Annotated in this window: 20 protein-coding genes; 10 read left to right on the plus strand and 10 right to left on the minus strand. The window is 69.4% G+C overall.

Going from position 1 to position 18,819, the window contains the following annotated elements:
• Nucleotides 1-20 precede the first annotated feature (20 nt).
• The gene (locus tag BM417_RS40900) at nt 21-1,661 is read left to right on the plus strand and encodes a DNA repair helicase XPB (protein WP_093605483.1); all 1,641 of its coding nucleotides are present in this window, start codon (nt 21-23) and stop codon (nt 1,659-1,661) included.
• The gene (locus BM417_RS40905) at nt 1,658-2,086 is read left to right on the plus strand and encodes a hypothetical protein (protein ID WP_093605484.1); all 429 of its coding nucleotides are present in this window, start codon (nt 1,658-1,660) and stop codon (nt 2,084-2,086) included. The genes BM417_RS40900 and BM417_RS40905 overlap by 4 nt, the downstream gene beginning before the upstream one ends.
• A 48-nt stretch (nt 2,087-2,134) precedes the next feature.
• Here the strand turns inward: BM417_RS40905 and BM417_RS40910 are convergent, their stop codons facing one another.
• On the minus strand, nt 2,135-2,776 hold the full coding sequence (locus BM417_RS40910; protein ID WP_245822645.1) for a phosphonatase-like hydrolase: 642 nt from the start codon (nt 2,774-2,776) through the stop codon (nt 2,135-2,137).
• The gene (locus BM417_RS40915) at nt 2,773-3,519 is read right to left on the minus strand and encodes a GntR family transcriptional regulator (protein ID WP_093605485.1); all 747 of its coding nucleotides are present in this window, start codon (nt 3,517-3,519) and stop codon (nt 2,773-2,775) included. The genes BM417_RS40910 and BM417_RS40915 overlap by 4 nt, the downstream gene beginning before the upstream one ends.
• A gap of 96 nt (nt 3,520-3,615) precedes the next feature.
• Here BM417_RS40915 and BM417_RS40920 point away from each other — a divergent pair, with 96 nt between their 5' ends.
• From BM417_RS40920 to phnE, 4 genes are read left to right on the plus strand one after another with little or no spacing between them, the layout of a single operon-like run.
• Nucleotides 3,616-4,827, plus strand: coding sequence for a TIGR03364 family FAD-dependent oxidoreductase (locus BM417_RS40920; protein WP_093605486.1), 1,212 nt, complete (start codon nt 3,616-3,618; stop codon nt 4,825-4,827).
• 1 nt (nt 4,828) lies between these two features.
• Nucleotides 4,829-5,719: a phosphate/phosphite/phosphonate ABC transporter substrate-binding protein gene (locus BM417_RS40925; RefSeq protein ID WP_093605487.1), complete on the plus strand. Its 891-nt coding sequence runs from the start codon at nt 4,829-4,831 to the stop codon at nt 5,717-5,719.
• Complete coding sequence (locus tag BM417_RS40930) at nt 5,719-6,336, plus strand: phosphonate ABC transporter ATP-binding protein (protein ID WP_093605488.1); 618 nt, start codon at nt 5,719-5,721, stop codon at nt 6,334-6,336. The genes BM417_RS40925 and BM417_RS40930 overlap by 1 nt, the downstream gene beginning before the upstream one ends.
• Nucleotides 6,333-7,136 carry a phosphonate ABC transporter, permease protein PhnE gene (gene phnE / locus BM417_RS40935; RefSeq protein ID WP_093605489.1) on the plus strand — a complete coding sequence of 268 codons (804 nt, stop codon included), beginning with the start codon at nt 6,333-6,335 and terminating at the stop codon, nt 7,134-7,136. The genes BM417_RS40930 and phnE overlap by 4 nt, the downstream gene beginning before the upstream one ends.
• Here phnE and BM417_RS40940 read toward each other — a convergent pair.
• Nucleotides 7,054-8,565 carry a trypsin-like serine protease gene (locus tag BM417_RS40940; protein WP_143139016.1) on the minus strand — a complete coding sequence of 504 codons (1,512 nt, stop codon included), beginning with the start codon at nt 8,563-8,565 and terminating at the stop codon, nt 7,054-7,056. The two genes, phnE and BM417_RS40940, sit on opposite strands and share 83 nt — an antisense overlap.
• 129 nt (nt 8,566-8,694) lie before the next feature.
• On the opposite strand from BM417_RS40940, the gene BM417_RS40945 reads away from it, so the two are divergent.
• The 4 genes from BM417_RS40945 to BM417_RS40960 all read left to right on the plus strand — a co-directional run bounded on the left by BM417_RS40945 (nt 8,695) and on the right by BM417_RS40960 (nt 12,195).
• Nucleotides 8,695-9,375, plus strand: a complete 681-nt coding sequence (locus tag BM417_RS40945) for a response regulator transcription factor (protein WP_093605491.1) — start codon at nt 8,695-8,697, stop codon at nt 9,373-9,375.
• The gene (locus BM417_RS40950; RefSeq protein WP_245822648.1) at nt 9,372-10,745 is read left to right on the plus strand and encodes an ATP-binding protein; all 1,374 of its coding nucleotides are present in this window, start codon (nt 9,372-9,374) and stop codon (nt 10,743-10,745) included. Before BM417_RS40945 ends, BM417_RS40950 begins: the two co-directional genes overlap by 4 nt.
• 98 nt (nt 10,746-10,843) lie before the next feature.
• Complete coding sequence (locus BM417_RS40955) at nt 10,844-11,260, plus strand: GerMN domain-containing protein (RefSeq protein WP_093605492.1); 417 nt, start codon at nt 10,844-10,846, stop codon at nt 11,258-11,260.
• Between the two features lie 8 nt (nt 11,261-11,268).
• Nucleotides 11,269-12,195, plus strand: a complete 927-nt coding sequence (locus tag BM417_RS40960) for an o-succinylbenzoate synthase (RefSeq protein ID WP_093605526.1) — start codon at nt 11,269-11,271, stop codon at nt 12,193-12,195.
• On the opposite strand, the gene BM417_RS40965 is transcribed toward BM417_RS40960, so the two are convergent.
• From BM417_RS40965 to BM417_RS40995, 7 genes are all read right to left on the minus strand, one after another.
• Complete coding sequence (locus tag BM417_RS40965; protein ID WP_245822650.1) at nt 12,185-12,727, minus strand: Uma2 family endonuclease; 543 nt, start codon at nt 12,725-12,727, stop codon at nt 12,185-12,187. The genes BM417_RS40960 and BM417_RS40965 overlap by 11 nt on opposite strands.
• Nucleotides 12,728-12,754: 27 nt before the next feature.
• Complete coding sequence (locus tag BM417_RS40970) at nt 12,755-13,846, minus strand: CapA family protein (RefSeq protein ID WP_245822652.1); 1,092 nt, start codon at nt 13,844-13,846, stop codon at nt 12,755-12,757.
• A 26-nt stretch (nt 13,847-13,872) separates the two neighbouring features.
• On the minus strand, nt 13,873-14,469 hold the full coding sequence (locus BM417_RS40975; protein ID WP_093605495.1) for an SRPBCC family protein: 597 nt from the start codon (nt 14,467-14,469) through the stop codon (nt 13,873-13,875).
• Complete coding sequence (locus tag BM417_RS40980; RefSeq protein WP_093605496.1) at nt 14,466-15,290, minus strand: FAD binding domain-containing protein; 825 nt, start codon at nt 15,288-15,290, stop codon at nt 14,466-14,468. The genes BM417_RS40975 and BM417_RS40980 overlap by 4 nt, the downstream gene beginning before the upstream one ends.
• Nucleotides 15,287-17,713, minus strand: coding sequence for a xanthine dehydrogenase family protein molybdopterin-binding subunit (locus BM417_RS40985; protein WP_093605497.1), 2,427 nt, complete (start codon nt 17,711-17,713; stop codon nt 15,287-15,289). The genes BM417_RS40980 and BM417_RS40985 overlap by 4 nt, the downstream gene beginning before the upstream one ends.
• Entirely contained in the window at nt 17,710-18,243 is a 534-nt protein-coding gene (locus BM417_RS40990) for a (2Fe-2S)-binding protein (RefSeq protein WP_093605498.1), read from the minus strand. The genes BM417_RS40985 and BM417_RS40990 overlap by 4 nt, the downstream gene beginning before the upstream one ends.
• A gap of 80 nt (nt 18,244-18,323) precedes the next feature.
• Nucleotides 18,324-18,819, minus strand: a 496-nt coding sequence (locus BM417_RS40995) for an XdhC family protein (protein ID WP_177320886.1), incomplete at its 5' end; no start/stop codon positions are given.

An 18,819-nucleotide genomic window follows, 5' to 3' on the forward strand; every position in this document is an offset into this window, starting at 1 on the left:
CGTCAGGGAGACTTGACGGCGTGACCGATGGCCCATTGATCGTCCAGTCGGACAAGACGCTGCTGCTCGAGGTCGACCACCCGCTCGCGAACGACGCGCGCACGTCCATCGCGCCGTTCGCCGAGCTGGAGCGGGCTCCGGAGCACGTGCACACGTATCGCGTGACGCCGCTGGCGTTGTGGAACGCGAGGGCGGCAGGGCACGACGCCGAGCAGGTGGTGGACGCGCTGGTGCGGTTCAGCCGCTATCCGGTGCCGCAGCCGCTGCTGGTGGACGTGGTCGACACGATGAGCCGCTTCGGGCGGCTGGTGCTCGCCAACAACCCCGCGCACGGGCTGGTGCTGCACTCCAACGACCGCGCGGTGCTCGAAGAGGTGCTGCGCAACAAGAAGATCGCGCCGATGTTCGGGGCCCGCATCGACGACGACACCGTCATCGTGCACCCGAGCGAGCGCGGGCGGCTCAAGCAGCTGCTGCTCAAGGTCGGCTGGCCGGCCGAGGACCACGCCGGGTACGTCGACGGCGAGGCGCACACGATCGAGCTGGAGGAGAACGGCTGGAAGCTGCGCGACTACCAGCGACTGGCCGCGCAGGCGTTCTGGGCGGGTGGCTCCGGCGTCGTCGTGCTGCCGTGCGGCGCGGGCAAGACGCTGGTCGGCGCGGCGGCGATGGCCGAGGCGCAGGCGACCACGTTGATCCTGGTCACGAACACCGTGGCGGGGCGGCAGTGGAAGCGGGAGCTGATCGCGCGCACCTCGCTCACCGAGGAGGAGATCGGCGAGTACTCCGGTGAGCGCAAGGAGATCCGGCCGGTCACGATCGCGACCTACCAGGTCATCACCCGCAAGTCGAAGGGCGAGTACAAGCACCTGGAGCTGTTCGACTCGCGTGACTGGGGCCTGATCGTCTACGACGAGGTCCACCTGCTGCCCGCGCCGGTCTTCCGGATGACCGCCGACCTCCAGTCGCGCCGCCGTCTCGGGCTGACGGCGACCCTGGTGCGCGAGGACGGTCAGGAAGGCGACGTCTTCTCGTTGATCGGGCCGAAGCGGTACGACGTGCCGTGGCGCGACATCGAGGCGCAGGGCTGGATCGCACCCGCGGAGTGCACCGAGGTCCGGGTGACGCTGACGGACAACGAACGGCTCCAGTACGCGACGGCCGAGCCGGAGGAGCGCTACAAGCTCTGTTCGACGGCCCGGACCAAGATCCCGGTGGTCAAGCGGGTGCTGGAACGGCATCCCGGCGAGCCGACCCTGGTGATCGGTGCTTATCTGGACCAGCTGGACGAGCTGGGCGAGGAGCTGGGGGCGCCGGTGATCAAGGGATCGACGAAGAACAAGGAACGCGAGGAGCTGTTCGACCAGTTCCGCAAGGGCGAGCTTCGGACTTTGGTGGTGTCCAAGGTCGCGAACTTCTCCATCGACCTGCCGGAGGCGTCCGTCGCCATCCAGGTGTCCGGCACGTTCGGGTCGCGCCAGGAGGAGGCCCAGCGCCTCGGCCGGATCCTGCGACCCAAGGGTGACGGGCGGCAGGCGCACTTCTACTCGGTCGTCTCGCGCGACACGCTCGACACCGACTACGCGGCGCACCGGCAGCGGTTCCTGGCGGAACAGGGGTACGCGTACAAGATCGTCGACGCGGACGACCTGGTCGGATGACGTCCTGGTGGATGTGGGACCCGGCAGGGACCGTGCCCGTGCGGCGGTTCCGGTCGGAGGAGTCGCTCGCGAAGTCGGCGCCGGACACGCAGGCCGTCCGGTCCGCCGACTTCACCTGCCCGACGCAGCGCCGTCGCGCCACGGCCGTGCGGGAGGACTTCCTCCGCGTCACCGGTGATCCCGTTCAGGTCGCCCTGGTCCAGCAGCGGCTGTGGACGCTGCTCGTGGCGTTGCGCCGGGCGCAGCCTCTTCGTGACGCGCTGGCGACCGCCGTGCCCAGGGCGGGCAGGGCGGCGCTGGTCGCGGAGCCGTCCCGCGAACTGGCCGAGTTCGATCGGCGCTTCGACCAGTTCGCGGACGCGCTGCGGGTGCTGGTCACCGACCCGACGCCGGAGCAGCTACGCCACACCGCCGCCCTGGACTAGAAGTCCGCGAGTACCACCGGCTCGGAGTCGGTGGTACTCGCAGACGCCCTAAGCCAGCAGGGCCGGGATCTCGGCGACGCTGCGCAGCAGATGCGTGTGCCGGACGGTGCCGAGCTCCTCCGCCGTCTGGCTGCCGCTGAGCACGCCGACCACGAAGCCCGCGCCGGCGTTCATGCCCGCTTCCAGGTCGCGGACGGTGTCTCCGGCGGTCAGCACGCGCCGGACGTCCCGGACGCCGGTCAGCTCCATCGCCGTGAAGATCATGTACGGCGCCGGGCGGCCGGCGGACACGTCGTCCACGCACACCACCGCGTCCAGCACGTCCTCGCGCCAGCCCAGGACGTCGAGCAGGCCGTCCACGATCGGCCGGTCGAACCCGGTGGTCAGCGCGACCTTCACGCCGTTCGATCGCAGGTGTGCCAACGCTTCCGGGACGCCGGGGATCGGCGTCGGCGGCGTTTCGGCGTAGTACTTCGCCAGCCGCTCGTGGAAGTCGGCGAACTCGGCGTCCACTTCGGAGCGTCCGAGCATCGACGAGATCGCCTCGTACTTGTCGGCGCCCATCCACCTGCCGACGTCGTCAGCGCTGCCGCCGGCCGCGATCACGGTGTCCGCCAAGGCCTTGTAGACGAGTCCGTGCTCCTCCACGGTGGTGCCGGCCATGTCCAGCACGACCAGGTCGACCTTCACGACGCCCTCCAGTCCCGCAGCAGCGCCGGGTGCGCCTGCTGGGAGTTCTCGATCGAAAAACTGACCATGTCCGGGCGGTAGCGGTCGTCGGAGTACTCGACCGGCCGTCCGTCCATTCCGGACGCACGCCGCCGTTCCCGCAGAAGTGGCGCTCCCACCGCGACTTCCAGCAGTTCGCTGTCGGTCTCGTCGGCGGCGACGGCGTCGATCTGGTGCCGTGCGACGGTCATGTCGACGCCATGGGCGCCCAGGTGCGCGTAGAGCGACCCGCTGTCGCAGTCGAAGTCGAACAGCAGGCGCCCCACCGGTTCCACGAACGTCGTGCGCTCCAGCATCGTCGGGCGGCCGTCGATCAGCCGTTGCCTGAGCAGTTGCACGACCGGCGTGCCCTCGTCGAGCTGGAGGGCGTCCGCGATGTCGGCGTCGGCCGGGCGGCGCGCGATCTCCAGGGTCCGTTGCCCCGGAACGTGCCCGAGGCCCGCGGCCCAGCTGGAGAACGACAGGAACGTCTCGAACGGCTGCGACAGCGTGTGCCTGCGCACCACCGCGGGCTTGCCGCGGCCACCGCCGATCATGCCCTCGGCTCGCAGCGACGTGAGCGCCTGCCGGACCGGCGCGCGCGAGGCGTTCCACTGCGCGCACAGCTGCGATTCGGACGGCACCGGGTCGCCGACGGCAAGCTCACCCGAGCCGATGCGGCGGCGCAGGTCGGCCGCGATGCGCTCGTGCAGTGGCATCTCCATGCATCCAACGATACATGTCATAACAAGTCTGAACTCCAAGTGAACACATCAGAACACCCATTGATTCTGGTTCTGTGGCCACCCATCGTTCTTGTCATGACAAGTGTGGACCTGGTGGTCGTCGGCGCGGGGATCGTCGGACTCGCGCACGCCTGGCACGCGGTGCAGCGGGGTCTCTCCGTCGCCGTGGTCGAGCGGGACGAGCACGCGGCCGGGGCTTCCGTGCGCAACTTCGGGCACGGCTGCTTCACCGCTCAGGACGGGGTGGCGTTCGAGTACGCGATGACTGCTCGCGAGCAGTGGCTCAAGCTCTCTCGCGAGGCCGGGTTCTGGTTGCGCGAGTCCGGCACGGTCGTCGTGGCTCGCCACGACGACGAGCTCGAGGTGTTGCACGAGTTCGCAGAGGTCCGCGATGTTGAGTTGTTGAACAATCCGACGACAGGATCGTTCAACAATCCTCGCGTCGGATCGTTCAACAGTCCTCGCGTCGGATCGTTGAACAATCCTTCGACAGGATCGTTCAACAACTCCAGCGTGGGATTGTTCAACGATCCCCGTGTTGGATCGTTGAACAATCCTTCGATCCTCGGCGCGGCTCTGCTCCCCCTCGACATCCGCGTCAACCCCCGCGAAGCCGTGCACGCGATCGCCGCGCTGCTGGCCGAGCGCGGTGTCACGTTCCACTGGTCGACCAACGTGCTCACCGTCGAGCCGGGCCTGGTCCGCACCTCCCGCGGCGAGCTTCGCTGCCGCGCGGCGGTCGTCGCGGTCGGCCACGACGTCGACAGGTTCTTCCCCGGCATAGCCGAGGAACGCGAGATCCAGCGCTGCCAGCTGCGCATGCTGCGCGTCGCGCACGGCGGCGTGATCGACCCGGCCGTGCTGACCGGGTTCTCGATGCTGCGCTACGAGGCGTTCGCGCGGTGCCCGAGCACCGAGAAGGTCCGCGAGCGCCTCACGAACGACCACCCCGAGCTGGTCGAAGCGGGGCTGAACCTGATGTTCACCCAGCTCCCCGACGGCTCGCTCACGATCGGCGACACCCACCACTACAGCCGCACGGTCGACCCGTACCGGTCAGAGGACCTGGACGACCTGGTCCTCACCGAGACGGCCCGGCTGCTCGGCGTTCCCAGTCTGCACGTGCTCGAACGCTGGCGCGGCATCTACGCGTCGGCCCCCGAACCCTTCCTGACCGCGACGCCCGCGCCCCTCACCAGGGCCGTCTCGGTCACCTCCGGCATCGGCATGACCACCGCGCTCGGCCTCGCCCCGGCCGTGCTCGACGACCTCCTCCAGGAGATGTGAGATGAGAGCCTTCAGCGTCGTCCTCGCCGCGACACTGCTGCTGACAACAGCCTGCGGCACCACGAACTCCGCCTCCAGCGGCGGTGACTGCCCGAACAACGGCAAGGTGCGCTTCGGCGTCGAGCCGTACGAGGACCCGGAGAAGCTCAAGCCCGCCTACGAGGTGCTCGCGAAGGCGCTGGCCACGAAGCTCGGCTGTGAGGTCGAGCTCCAGGTCGTCGACGACTACGCCGCCGAGGTGCTGGCGATGCGCAACGACAAACTGGAGATCGCCCAGTTCGGCCCGCTCGGCTACGTCTTCGCGTCGCAGAAGGCCGGCGCGGAGCCGATGGTCTCGTTCGCGGACGGCTCCGGGAAGCTCACCAGCTACACCGCCGGCATCTGGGTCCCGAAGGACTCGCCCGTGCGGAAGATCGAGGATCTGCGGGGCAAATCGCTCGCGCTGAGCAGCGTCGGGTCGGCGTCCGGTGACGCGCTTCCCCGCTACGGCCTCAAGAAGCACACCGTCGAGGACGTCAAGCTCGACTACGCGGGCGGCCACCCCGAGGCGATGCTGTCGCTGATCAACGGCAAGGTCGACGCCGCCGAGATCAACAGCCAGACGCTGGCGACGGCGCGGTCCGCCGGCACGTTCGACGAGTCGAGGTTCCGCCAGGTCTGGAAGTCGGAGCCCATCCCGAACGACCCGATCACCGTGCGCGGCGACCTCGACCCGGCGTTCAAGGACAAGGTGCGCAAGGCGTTGCTGGAGCTGGAGACCGCCGACGTCGAGAAGGTCGGCGCGTTCCTCGACGTCACCCCGCCCGGACCTCTCGTGCGAGTGGACAACGACACGTACAAGGTGCTCTTCGACCTCGCGACCACGCTGGGGCTCAAGGAAGAGGACGTCTGATGCTCGCCATCCGCGGCCTGCGCAAGTCGTTCGGCGGACGGGTCGTGCTGGACGGGTTCGACCTCTCCGTCGAACCCGGTGAGTTCGTGGCGCTGCTCGGGCCGAACGGTTCCGGCAAGTCCACGGTGCTGCGGTGCGTGGTCGGGCTGGAGACCCCGGACGGCGGGTCGATCGAAGTCGGCGGGAACGCCGCGATGGTGTTCCAGAAGATCCACCTGGTCGGTCGCCGCAACGCTTTGGACAACGTCTGTTCCGGCGCTCTCGGCCGGCTTCCGTCGCACCGCTCGTTGTTCTTCTCCGCCGACGTCCGCGAGGAGGCCATGCGGTGCCTGGACAGGGTCGGGCTCGCGGACCGCGCGCTGGACCGGTGTGCGCGGCTTTCCGGTGGGCAGCAACAACGTGTGGCGATCGCGCGGGCGTTGTGCCAGCGCGCCGACGTGATCCTCGCTGACGAACCGGTGTCGGCGCTGGACCCGCAGGCCGCCGTGCAGGTGATGGAGCTGCTCAAGGCGTTGGCCGGCGAGGGAATCGCGGTGGTGGCCGTGCTGCACCAGCCAGAGCTGGCTCAGACGTACGCGCACCGGATCGTGGAGATGCGGGCGGGGGTGGCGGCATGACTCTCACGTCGCCCCAGGAGAGCTCGGTACCCCGGCGCCGCTGGCCCTCCCCGGTCGTCTGGATCGCCGTGGCGGTGCTCCTCGCCGTGCACGTACTCGCCTGGCAGGCCACGGAGTTCTCCCCCGCCGCGCTGATTGCCGGGTGGGACGGCATGGCGGACTTCCTCGCCGAGTCGTTGCCGCCGGACTTCTCGGTGCTCGGGAAGTCCCTGGAAGCAGCGGTGATCACGCTCTACATCGGACTGCTCGGCACCACGTTCTCGATTCCGTTCGCGCTGGCGCTGGCACTGCTGGCCTCTCGTGCGACGACTTCGGCGGCGTGGGCGCAGCAGGCGGCCCGAGCGGTGCTGTCGTTCCTGCGTTCGGTGCCGGACGTGGTGTTCGCGCTGATCTTCGTGACAGCGGTCGGGCTCGGGCCGTTCGCGGGCGTGCTTGCGCTGGTGTTCCACAACACCGGCGTGATGGGCAAGCTCTGGGCGGAGGCGATGGACGAGAGCGACCGCGGGCCGCGCGACGCGTTGAAGGTGACCGGTGCGTCCGGTCCGCAGATCGCGCTGCACGCGGTGCTCCCGACCGTCATGCCTTCCCTGGCAGGACTTCTGCTCTACCGGCTGGACGTGAACGTGCGGTCGTCGCTCGTGCTCGGCCTGGTCGGCGCGGGCGGGATCGGCTTCCTGATCAACCAGTCGATCAAGCTGTTCCGGTTCGACGAGATGGTCACGCACATCCTCGTGGTGCTGCTTCTGGTTGTTGTGGTCGACCAGGCTTCTGGGTTCGTGCGCAAGCGGCTAGGTGCTTGACCTGCTGGCCGTAGCGGGCGCCTTGGTGCACCGTCACCGAGCCGTCCGCTGCGACCTCGCAGGGGTTGTTCGCCGTGCACTGCTCACCGCTGTCGTTGCCGGTGCTGTGCACGCCGGCGACCGTGACGCCGTCCCTGAGCACGATCGGTGAGCCCGAACCGCCGTGCGACGGCGTGCACTCCGGGTCGTAGCGGTAGGCGTTGTCCTGCGTGTAGCCCTCTTCTCGCAGATGCGGGACGACGGCCTCGATCGTGCAGCTGAAGCGCTTGCCGTTGCCCGACGAGATGATGTCGACGCGTTCTCCCTGCCTGGCGGACCTGTCCGAGAGCCTGAAGATCTTCACGCCCTTGGCCTTGAGCTGCGCGTACGTCTGGTCGAGCCGGAAGAGCGCGGTGTCGGTGCCGGTCATCGTCGCCGTGACGAGACGGGTCGTCTCGGCCTTGGCCTGCTGGTAGCCCTGGCGGTCGCCGATGGTCACCGGGAGCTTGAGCGCGACGTCCTTCAGGGTCTCGCCCGGCGCGGGGCGGTCCGGGACGCAGTGGCCGTTGGTGAGCAGAAGTGCCTGGTCATCGGGCCTGCTGTGGTCGGTCCTGACCACGGACGCCGAGCAGACTCCCGCCAGCGACGCGGCGCCTTCGAGGTTCGGCACCGGGGTGTCCGGCGGATTGACCCTGCCCGTGACGACGTCGTCGATCCAGCCCTTGAAGTGGACGATGTCGGTGTACATGACCGGGCGGTCGTCGCCGCCCGAACCGCTCACGACGCCGGCGATGACCCAGCGGTCGCCGTCGCGGACCAGCGCCGGGCCGCCGGAGTCCATGTTCGTGGCGGCCACGCTGCCGTCCAGCGCTCCGACGCACAGCTCGCGATCAGCGTGAATGCCGTCGCAGGCCGCGGTCGGCTGGATCACGGTGTCCGCCTCGCGCAACTTCCGCGGGTAGCACTCGGGCGCGCGCCGGTCGCAGGTCATGCCCCAGCCGAGGATCCGCGCCGTCGTGCCTTCCGCGGGTCGTGCGGCCGGCAGCGCGACGGGCTTCGTCTTCGCGGGCTTCTTCAGCTTCAACAGGCCGATGTCGCCGTCGTGGACCGGGAACTCCGACTGCGTGATGAACCGCTCCACCGCGATCACCTCGCCGCCGCTGCCCGCGTCCGTCGTGCCGAGCCGGACCGACCAGTCCCGCGGCCTGCCGACCGTGGCGCCGCTGGGGTTGTTCTTGGTGCAGTGGCCCGCAGTGACGGCCCACTGCGGCGCGACGAGCGTGACGCCGCACGTGTGGCCGTCCGCGCGTGGTGAGTCGGGCCGTTGCAGCGAGCCCGAGAACGGATAGGGCCGCGGGGCTTCGACACCGCCTCTGATCGCCAGCGCCGGGGTCACGGTGGTGATCATCGAGAGAGCGGCGAAGGTCATCGCCGGTAGCACTTTTCGCATGTCACAGAGGCTGTCGAACCCGTGTGCGCGCACGGTGATAGCCGAGCAACAACTGCGCACGGGCGGTCGTTACGCAACGATGACGTCGCAAGAACGTCCCCATGAGACCCATCGGGAAAGCTGGAGGACATGCCGCGCGTACTGCTGATCGAGGACGACGAGGCGGTCCGCGAGGGACTGTCGCTCGCCCTGACCTACCAGGGACACACCGTGGACGCGGTGCGCACGGGAGAGGAAGGCCTCGACCTGCTGGGCAGCGTCACGCCCGACGTGGTCGTGCTGGACCTGATGCTGCCGGGGGTCGACGGGTTCGAGGTGTGCCGCCGCATCCGTGCCACCGGCGACCTCCCGATCATCATGCTGACCGCGCGCAACGACGACATCGACGTCGTCGCGGGCCTGGAGGCCGGTGCCGACGACTACGTGGCCAAACCGGCCCAGGCCCGCGTGCTGGAGGCCCGCATCCGCGCCGTGCTGCGCCGCTCCACGGCTTCGGTCGCCGAGGTCGTGGCCGAGCGCTACGGCGACCTGACGATCGACCGCGAGGGCCTCGTGGTCACCCGGTTCGGCAGGCCGGTCTCGCTGGCGCCCACCGAACTGCGGCTGCTGCTCGAACTCTCCTCGTCGCCCGGCCGCGTGATGTCACGGCAACAGCTGCTGGGTTCCGTGTGGGACCAGGGCTACCTCGGCGACTCGCGGCTGGTCGACGCGTGCGTGCAGCGGCTTCGTTCGAAGATCGAGGACGACCCGGCGGCGCCCGTGTACGTCCAGACCGTGCGGGGATTCGGCTACCGCTTCGGACCGCTGTGACGCTCCGCCTGCGACTGCTGCTCGCGTTCGCCCTGCTCACGATCGTGACCGCCGCGGCCGTCGCCGGTGCCGGTTACGTGCGGGCACGCGACGCGATCGTGCAACGCGCCCAGGACAACGCCGTCATCGAGACCACGAACCGCGTCGAACAGCTGTACCCGTTGCCGGCACGACCAGTGGACACCGCAATCCTGGAACGCGTCGCCGCACGGGTCTCCGGGCGCGAAGGCCAGGCTTTGGCTTACGGCAACGGGGCTTCCGCGGGCGGCATGAACCCGTCCGTGATCACGGCCGAGCTGCGTTCGCTCGTGTCGACCGGACGCGTCGGCTGGCAACGAGTGTCCTATTCGGACGGTGTGTGGCTCGTCGTCGGCATGCAGCTGCGGTCGTCCTCCGGCGCCCCGTCGGGCATCGAGGTGTACGTGCTGCGGCCGTTCACGTCGGAGATCGCGTTCGTGGACGAGCTGGCGCGCAACGCGTGGCTGATCGGCGGCGCCGTGCTGATTCTGGCCCTGGGCCTGGGTTTCCTGGCGGCCCGCGGCGTGCTGCGCCCCGTTCGTGAACTACAGCTGGCCGCCTGGCAGCTCGGGCAGGGGGACCTCTCCGCTCGGGTACCGGTGCGCGGGCGAGACGAGCTGGCGTCCGTGGCGTCGACCTTCAACAGCACGGCCTCCTCGCTGGAACACCACGTCGGCGAGCTGCGGCGGATGGAGGCGGACGCGCGGCGGTTCGTGGCGGACGTGTCGCACGAGCTGCGCACTCCGCTGGCCGCGATGACGGCCGTGACCGACGTGCTGGACGCCGAGACCGCTGCCCTGCCGGGCGTCGCGGGGCAGGCGGCGCGGCTGGTGAACCGGGAGACGCTGAACCTGACCCGGCTGGTGAACGACCTGATCGAGGTGACCCGGTTCGACTCGGGCACGGCCGCTTTGGCGCTGGACGACGTGGACGTGGCCGAGGTGGTGCGAACCTGCCTGCGGATGCGCGGCTTCGAGATCTCCGCGAAGCTGCCCGACGGCGTGCGGGCACGGCTGGATCCGCGGCGGCTGGACGTGATCGTGGCGAACCTGGTCGGCAACGCGCTGCGGCACGGCGCTGCCCCGGTGTCCCTCGTGCTGTCGGTGACGGGGTCCTCGCTGGTGATCGAGGTCGCCGACTCAGGGCTCGGCTTGCCCGCAGAGGTGCTGCCGCACGTGTTCGCGCGGTTCTACAAGGCCGACTCGTCCCGGGGGCGGTCGGAGGGGTCCGGGCTGGGGCTGGCGATCGCGTGGGAGAACGCGCGGCTGCACGGGGGCACGCTGGTGGCGGCGAACCGGCCTGGTGGCGGGGCGTTGTTCACGCTGCGGCTGCCGCTGGGCGGTGAGTCGTGAGGCCGAAAACTGTCGGTGCCGCCTGGGAGAATGGAAACAGGGGGACCCCCGGGAGGGGACCCCTGCGCGAGCTTGGGCTGGCGGTCCTCGTCCTCGCCGTGCTCACCGCGTGCGGCATCCGCCCGACCGACCCGATCCCCGGCCTCGAAGCGCCCAGCGGCCCCGTCGAGAACGCCTCGCCGTCGCTCTTCTGGGTCGCCCCCGGCGGCAGGGTTCTCCCCGTGAGCCGGCCGGAGGGCAGTCTGAGCGGCTTCGACGTCGTGGCCCTGCTCGCCCAGGGTCCCACCACCGACGAGCAGGCCCGCGGCCTCACCACCGAGGTGCCGTTCGACGCCGCGCCCACCACCGTCGACCGCGTCGCGAACGGCCTCGACGTCACCATTTCCGGCGACGTCTCGCAGCTCAGCGGGCCCGCGGTCCAGCAGATCGTGTGCACGCTGCTCACCGTTCAGCCCGTCGGCACCGTGAACCTGCGCGGGGGCGGGCATTCGCTGGAGTTCCAGAAGTGCGCTTGAATCGGCGCGTGCACGTCTACTCCATCCCGATGCGCGCCCGGTTCCGCGGCATCACCCAGCGCACCGGCCTGCTGTTCGAAGGACCGGCCGGGTGGGGCGAGTTCTGCCCGTTCGAGGAGTACGACGACGACGAGGCCATGGCGTGGCTGGCGTGCGCCCTGGAGGCCGCGAACGACGGCTGGCCGGCGCCGGTCCGGGACCGCATCCCGGTCAACTGCACCGTGCCCGTGGTCAGCCCCGAACGAGCCCACGAGATCGTGGCGCGCTCGGGCTGCTCGACGGCCAAGGTGAAGGTCGCGGAGTCGACGCTGGCGGACGACTGCGCGCGGCTCGAAGCCGTGCGGGACGCCCTCGGGCCGGCGGGGTTCGTGCGGATCGACGCGAACATGATGTGGGACGTCGACACGGCCGTCACCGCGATCAAGGCCATGGACAAGGCCTCCGGTGGGCTCCAGTACGTGGAACAGCCGTGCCACACGCTGGACGAGCTCGCGGCGGTCCGGCGGAGGGTCGCAGTGCCGATCGCCGCCGACGAGTCGATCCGCAAGGCCGACGACCCGTTGAAGGTGGCCGTGTCCGGTGCTGCGGACATCGCGGTGATCAAGGTGGCGCCGCTCGGGGGCGTGCGGAAGGCCTTGGAGGTGGCCGAGGCGTGCGGGCTGCCGTGTGTGGTGTCTTCGGCGCTGGAGACGTCGGTCGGGATGGCGGCCGGTGTTGCGTTGGCGGCGGCGTTGCCTGAGCTCGACTACGCCTGCGGGCTGGCGACGTTGTCGCTGCTGGACGGCGATGTCACGAGCGATTCGCTGACGCCGGTGGACGGTTATCTGCCGGTGCTCACGAAACCACCCGTGCCGGACCGCGTCGAGGAGTTCGAGACCGGAGAACAGGCCTGGATCAACCGATACGACAGGGTGCTGAGCAAGCTCACTCGGTGAGTCGATCCATCTGGATTCGACAGGGAAACGGCTCAACCGCCTCGTAGACACCGGTCTCGGCGGATGCCTCCTGATACCGCCGCTCGGTGAGGCGCAGCGGAGTCAACGAGACCGGCTCGTCGAGGTCGACGATCCAGTAGAACGGGATGCCGGCCTCCGCGTAGTCGAGACGCTTGGCTCGGCGATCCGTGTAGTGCGAGTTGAACGACAGCACCTCGACAGCGAGGACGACCTCCCCTGCCCTGACAAGGCCACCTTCAGCTGTTCGCCGCCGGGACACGACCAGATCCGGGCGGCGGACGAAACCGGGTTTGCCCGGCGGGGCCAGCTCCAGGTCCACGTCGACCGCGTAGGTGACCTGGAGATCCTCCGGAAGCTGACCGGCGAGCTGCATGATCAGGTTGCCGCAGGCGAAGTTGTGATCGGCAAGCGCTTTGGGCGACCGGATGAGACGCCCTTCGACGAGTTCGGTGTAGCCGGCTTCGACTTCTCCGAGCGCGGCGTACTGAGCAACGGTCAGCAGTTCGGTCACTCGATCACCGTGGCACATGGAGGCGATCTAAGGCTTGGCCCTCGCCAGCCCCTGCTCGGCCGCGCCCAGGCTGAACACGATGCCCTCGGTCCGGTTGATCGCCTCGGTCCGCCTGGCCGAAGCAGGCACCCGAGTCAGGTCCACCAGCCGAATCGGCGGCCCCAGCTCCACCAACGTGGGCGTGTAGGAAGCCTCGACCACCGTCCACCCAGCGGGTCGCTGCTCGAACTTGAACCGAGCGATCGCCCCTTCTTCGGTCACGCCGCGAGGCTCCGCGTGCCGGGCGACCTCGTTGCCGAGGCCGTAGGCGACCCACTTGTCGCCGATCTTCTCGAACGGCTGCACGACGTGCACGTGCGTTCCGATGATCAGGTCCAGGGCAGGGTCGGCGAGCAGCTGACGGGCCAGCGCCTTCTGGTCCGCGGTCGCCTCGTGCTGGTACTCGTTGCCCCACTGCACGGACAGCACGACGACCTCGGCGCCCGCCTCGCGCGCCTTGCGGGCGTCGGCCAGGATCTTGGCAGCGTTGATCTGGTTCGCGCGCCACGGCTGGGGCAGCGGGATGCCGTTGAAGCCGTACGTGAACGACAGCTGGGCGACCTTCACGCCGCCCGCGTCCAGGATCAGCGGCGCCGCGGATTCCTCCTGCGTGCGGAACGAGCCGGTGTGCTTCAGGCCGACCGCGTCCATCGCGTCCAAAGTCGTGGTGATCGCCGAGACGCCGCGGTCCAGCGTGTGGTTCGAGGCGGTCGAGCACGAGTCGTACCCCACGTCGACCAGGCCCTTCGCCACCTCGGGCGGTGCCAGGAAGGCCGGGTAGCCGAAGAACGGGCCCTCCTTCGGGCCGAGCGGCACCTCCAGGTGACACAGCGAAAGATCAGCCTTCAGCGTGTCCTTGATGCCCGAGAACAACGGCAGGAAGTCGCGCCCGGCGGTGCCACCGTCGGCGACCGCCTGATCGGTCAGCGCCGGGTGGATCAGGATGTCGCCACCGGCGGTCAGCACGAACGAACGCGGCGGAGGCGGGCCCTGCGAGGTCGAGCTGGGCGTCAGCGGCGCCGAGGTGATGACGACCGGTGAGCCGGTGCACGCGGACAGCAGAAATCCGGTGACCAGCACGAATGCCGACCACCGGATCCCACGCTTCAGCGCTGCCGCCTGCGTCGCAGGACCACGAACAGCACGACCGCCAGCACGGCGGCCGCGATGGGCAGCACGCGCTTCAACACCGGAACGCCTGCCGTGTCGATCAGGTCGATCGGCTCGTCGGGGACCACTCGGAGATGCTGCTGTTGCGCCACCTCGTCAGGATCCACGGATCCCAGCGTGCTCGCCAGGCATTCCGCGAACTGGTCGACGAGCTTGCCGCTGACCTCGGAGATCAGGCCGCGGCCGAGTTGCGCCGGACGGCCGGTGATCGCGAGGTCGGTCTCCACGTCGACCGAGTCGCCGACCACGAAGGTCACCACCGCGGACGCCGTGCCGTTGCCGCGGGTGTCCTTGCCCGCGGCTTTCATGACGGCGCGGCGCAGCACCGGGTCGATCTCCACGAACTCGCCGGTCCCCCGGTACAGCAGCTGCACCGGGCCGAGCTTGACCTTCACCTCCCCGCTGAACGACTTGCCGTCCACCGAGGTCAGGGTGGCGCCGGGCAGGCACGGCGCCACCCGTTCCGGGTCGATCAGCGCCGCCCACACCTCCTCGGCGGGCCCCGGCGACGTGAACGAGTGCGTCAACTTCATCCCGCGACCGCCGCCGTCAGCGCACGACCGGTCAGCACACGGGCCAGGTTGTCCTTGTAGCCGTCGCCGGCCGACGCCCGCAGCGCCGCCTCGGAGATCACCTCGGCGGAAGCGGGCTGCCCGACCAGGGCCGCCTCGACCTCGAACGCGCGCAGCGGCCCGGACCCCACGTTCGTGAGGCCGACCCGAGCGGCGGAGATGGCTCCGCCGCTGACCTGCACGGCCGCCGCGACCGCGACGATCGACCACGCCTGCGCGACCCGGTTGAGCTTCTCGTAGTGCGCGCCCCAGCCGGTGAACTTCGGCACGCGGACGTCGATCAGGATCTCGTCGGGAGCCAGCGCCGTCGTGAAGTAGTCGACGAAGAACTCCGACGCGGGCACCTCCCGCCGCCCGCCTGGACCGGCGATGATCATCACCGCGTCCAGTGCCAGCGCGGGTGCCAGCAGGTCGCCCGCCGGGTCCGCGTGGCACAGCGAGCCGCCGAACGTGCCGCGGTGCCGGATCTGCGGGTCGGCCACCGTGTCCGTGACCAGCTTCAGCAGCAACGCGTGGTCGTGGATCAGGTGATCGCGCTGCACCTCGTAATGCGTGGTCATGGCACCGATGAGCAACGAGTCGCCGTCGTCGCGCACGCCCGTCAGCTCGGTCAGGCCGCCGATGTCGATCAACGCCGTGGGCGCCGCCAGCCGCATGCGCAGCACCGGCACGAGCGACTGCCCGCCCGCGATGACCTTGGCGTCCTCGCCCTCCTCGGCGAGCATCCGCACGGCTTCGTCCACTGTGGACGGGAACAGGTACTTGAACTCCGCCGGGATCACGACTGTCCTCCCTGCGCGTCGATCGAACCGAGCCCACCCGCGGCCACTTCGCCCGCGCCTTCATCCGGCCGGCCCTGCAGAGCGGTCCACACGCGTTCCGGCGACATCGGCATCTCGATGTCCCGCACGCCCAGGTGCCGCACGGCGTCCAGCACGCTGTTCACCACGGCCGGCGTGGAGGCGATCGTGCCCGCCTCGCCGACTCCCTTGGCGCCCAACGGGTTGGACGTCGCCGGTGTCGTGGTGCGGTCCGTGAGGAACGCCGGTAGATCCGCCGCGGACGGCACGAGGTAGTCGGCGAACGTCGCCGTCGTCAGCGTGCCCATCTCGTCGTGCGTGGCTTCTTCGTACAACGCCTGCGCGATGCCCTGCGCCAGCCCGCCGTGCACCTGACCGTCGACGATCAACGGGTTCATGACCGTGCCGACGTCGTCCACGGCGACGTACCTGCTGATCCGCACCATGCCCGTCTCGGTGTCGACTTCCGTTGCGCACAAATGGGTTCCGTGCGGGAACGAGAAGTTGTCCGGGTCGAACGTGGCGTCGGCGTCCATGCCGGGTTCCATGCCCTCGGGCAGGTCGTGCGCGACGTGCGCGGCCAGCACGACGTCACCCAGAGTCCGCACGGTCGACGTGCCGCGAACGGAGAACGAGCCGGCAGCGAACTCCACGTCCGACTCGTCGCACTCCATCATGTGCGCGGCCAGAGTCCGTGCCTTCGCGAGCACCTTCTCCGCCGCGTGCACCAGAGCGGTACCGCCGACGGCCAGCGAACGCGAGCCGTAGCTGTCCATGCCCTTGTGCGACGTGGCCGTGTCGCCGTGCAGCACCTCGACGTCCTCGAACGGCACGCCGAGCCGGTCGGCGACGATCTGCGACCACACCGTCTCGTGGCCCTGCCCGTGCGGTGAGGTCCCGGTGATCACCTCGACCTTGCCGGTGGGCAGCATGCGGATCGACGCGGTCTCCCACCCGCCCGCGGCATAGCGCAAAGCGCCCAGCACGCGGGACGGCGCGAGGCCGCACATCTCGGTGTAGGTGGAGATCCCGATGCCGAGCTGCACCACAGAACCGGCCGCACGGCGCCGCGCCTGTTCCTCGCGCAGTTCCTCGTACCCGAACAGTTCCATCGCGCGAGCCGTCGCGGCCTCGTAGTTGCCGGAGTCGTAGGTGAGCCCGGCGACCGTGTTGAACGGGAACTCCTCGTGCTTGATCCAGTTCAGCTCACGGATCTTCATCGGCTCCATGCCGAGCTCGACCGCGAGCTCGTCCATCATCCGCTCGATCGCGAACGTGGCCTCGGGCCGTCCGGCGCCGCGATAGGCGTCCGTGGGCACCTTGTTCGTGAACACGTTGGTGCACACGAACCGGTAGGCGGCGAACTTGTAGATCGAGTTGAACATGAACGCGCCCAGGATCGGCACACCCGGCGTGACCAGGCGCAGGTACGCGCCCATGTCGGCGAGCAGCTCGACCTTCAGGCCGGTCACGGTGCCGTCGCGGCGGGCGGCCAGCGTGAGCTTCTGGATCTGGTCGCGGCCGTGGTGCGCGGACAGCATCGACTCGGTGCGCGACTCCGTCCACTTCACCGGACGGCCCATCCGGCGCGCGACCAGCAGGCACAGCACCTCTTCCGGCGTGACCTGGAGCTTGCCGCCGAACCCGCCGCCGACGTCCGGCGCGATCACCCGGAGCTTGTGCTCGGCGATGCCCGTGACGGCCGACAGCATCCAGCGCAGGATGTGCGGGATCTGCGTGGCCGACCAGACCGTGTACATGCCCGCGGCGGGGGCCACGACGACCGAACGCGGTTCCATGAACGCCGGGATCAGCCGCTGCTGCTTGAACGTCCGCTCGATCACGACCTCGGCCGAGGCGATCTCGTCCTCGACGTTGGTCCCGGCCCCTGCCTCGGCGGAGTCGAAGATCCACGTGGCGCACTTGTTCGTGCCGAGGTCGGCGTGCACGAGATCGTTGTCCTGCAACGCTTCTTCCATGTCGAGCACGACCGGCAGCTCGTCGTAGTCGATGTCGATGGCCTCCAGCGCGTCCGCGGCCCGGTACGCGCTGTCGGCGATCACCAGGGCGACGGCCTCACCGGCGAAGTTGACCTGTCCGACAGCCAGCGCGGGCGCGGGCGGGGCCTTCATGTCCTCGGTGATCGGCCACGCGCAGGGCAGAGATCCCTGCTCCGCGGCGAAGTCCTCGCCGGTCAGCACCACGGCCACACCGGGCATCGACGTCGCGCGGCTGACGTCGATGTTGGTGATGCGGGCGTGCGCGATGGGGCTGCGCAGCACCGCCATGTGCAGCATGCCGGTCAGCTGGAGGTTGTCGGTCCACGTGGTCTGGCCGGTGATCAGCCGTGCGTCCTCCTTGCGGAGCCGGGCCCTGCCGATCTCCGGTTCCGCGGTGGCGGTCATTCGCCACCTACCGGCTGCTTCGAGCTGACGTGCTCGTCGCTGTGCTGTTCCTGCTTGGGGCCGGCGCCGGGTTTCATCCGCTGCGCGGCGTCCTGAACCGCGCGCACGATGTTCTGGTAGCCCGTACAGCGGCAGAGGTTGCCCTCCAGGCCTTTGCGCACGGTCTCGTCGTCGGGATCCGACTCGTCGGCGAGCAGGTCGATCGCCTGCATGATCATGCCGGGCGTGCAGAACCCGCACTGCAACGCGTGGTTGGAGTGGAACGCCTCCTGCACCGGATGCAGCTTGCCGTCACGGGCGAGGCCTTCGATGGTGGTGACCTCGTGCCCGTTCGCCTGCACGGCGAGCATCTGGCACGACTTCACGCTGTGCCCATCGAGGTGGACAGTGCAGGCGCCGCAGTTGCCGGTGTCGCAACCGACGACGGTGCCGGTCTTGCCCAAACGCTCCCTCAGGTAGTGCACGAGCAGGAGGCGGGGTTCGACCTCGTCGGCGTAGGTCACTCCGTCGACGTTGACCGAGATGTGCATTGAAACCCTCCCAGGGTGGTGGGCATTCAGTGACGAGGGTCACTTCAGCTTGCTCCCTGTTTGCGGGTTCAACAACCCGATCAACGATGAATCGGGTCTTCGATCTCGGTCAGCCGGCGCCCGGTTCCCTTCCACCGCAAGGAGATGATCTCGGCGGCAATCGCAACTGCGGTCTCTTCCGGGGTTCTGGCGCCGAGATCGAGCCCAATAGGCGACGACAACGCCGTAAGTTCGGATTCGGTCAGACCCGCTTCCCGCAACCGTTCCAGCCGATCTTCGTGCGTGCGCCGGGACCCCATCGCTCCGATGTAGCCGACCTTGAGTCGCAACGCGACTTCCAGCAGCGGCACGTCGAACTTCGGATCGTGCGTGAGAACGGCGATCACCGTGCGTTCGTCGAGCTTGGACGCTTCGCCTTCGAGGTACTTGTGCGGCCAGGCGACGACGACCTCGTCCGCCTCCGGAAAACGACTGCGGGTCGCGAAGACCGGTCGCGCGTCGCAGACGGTGACCCGGTAGCCGAGGAACGCGCCGAGCCGGGCCATCGCGGCGGCGAAGTCGATCGCGCCGAACACG

Origin of the sequence: Lentzea waywayandensis (assembly GCF_900115955.1) — a bacterium.
In the GTDB taxonomy this organism is placed as follows: domain Bacteria; phylum Actinomycetota; class Actinomycetes; order Mycobacteriales; family Pseudonocardiaceae; genus Lentzea; species Lentzea waywayandensis.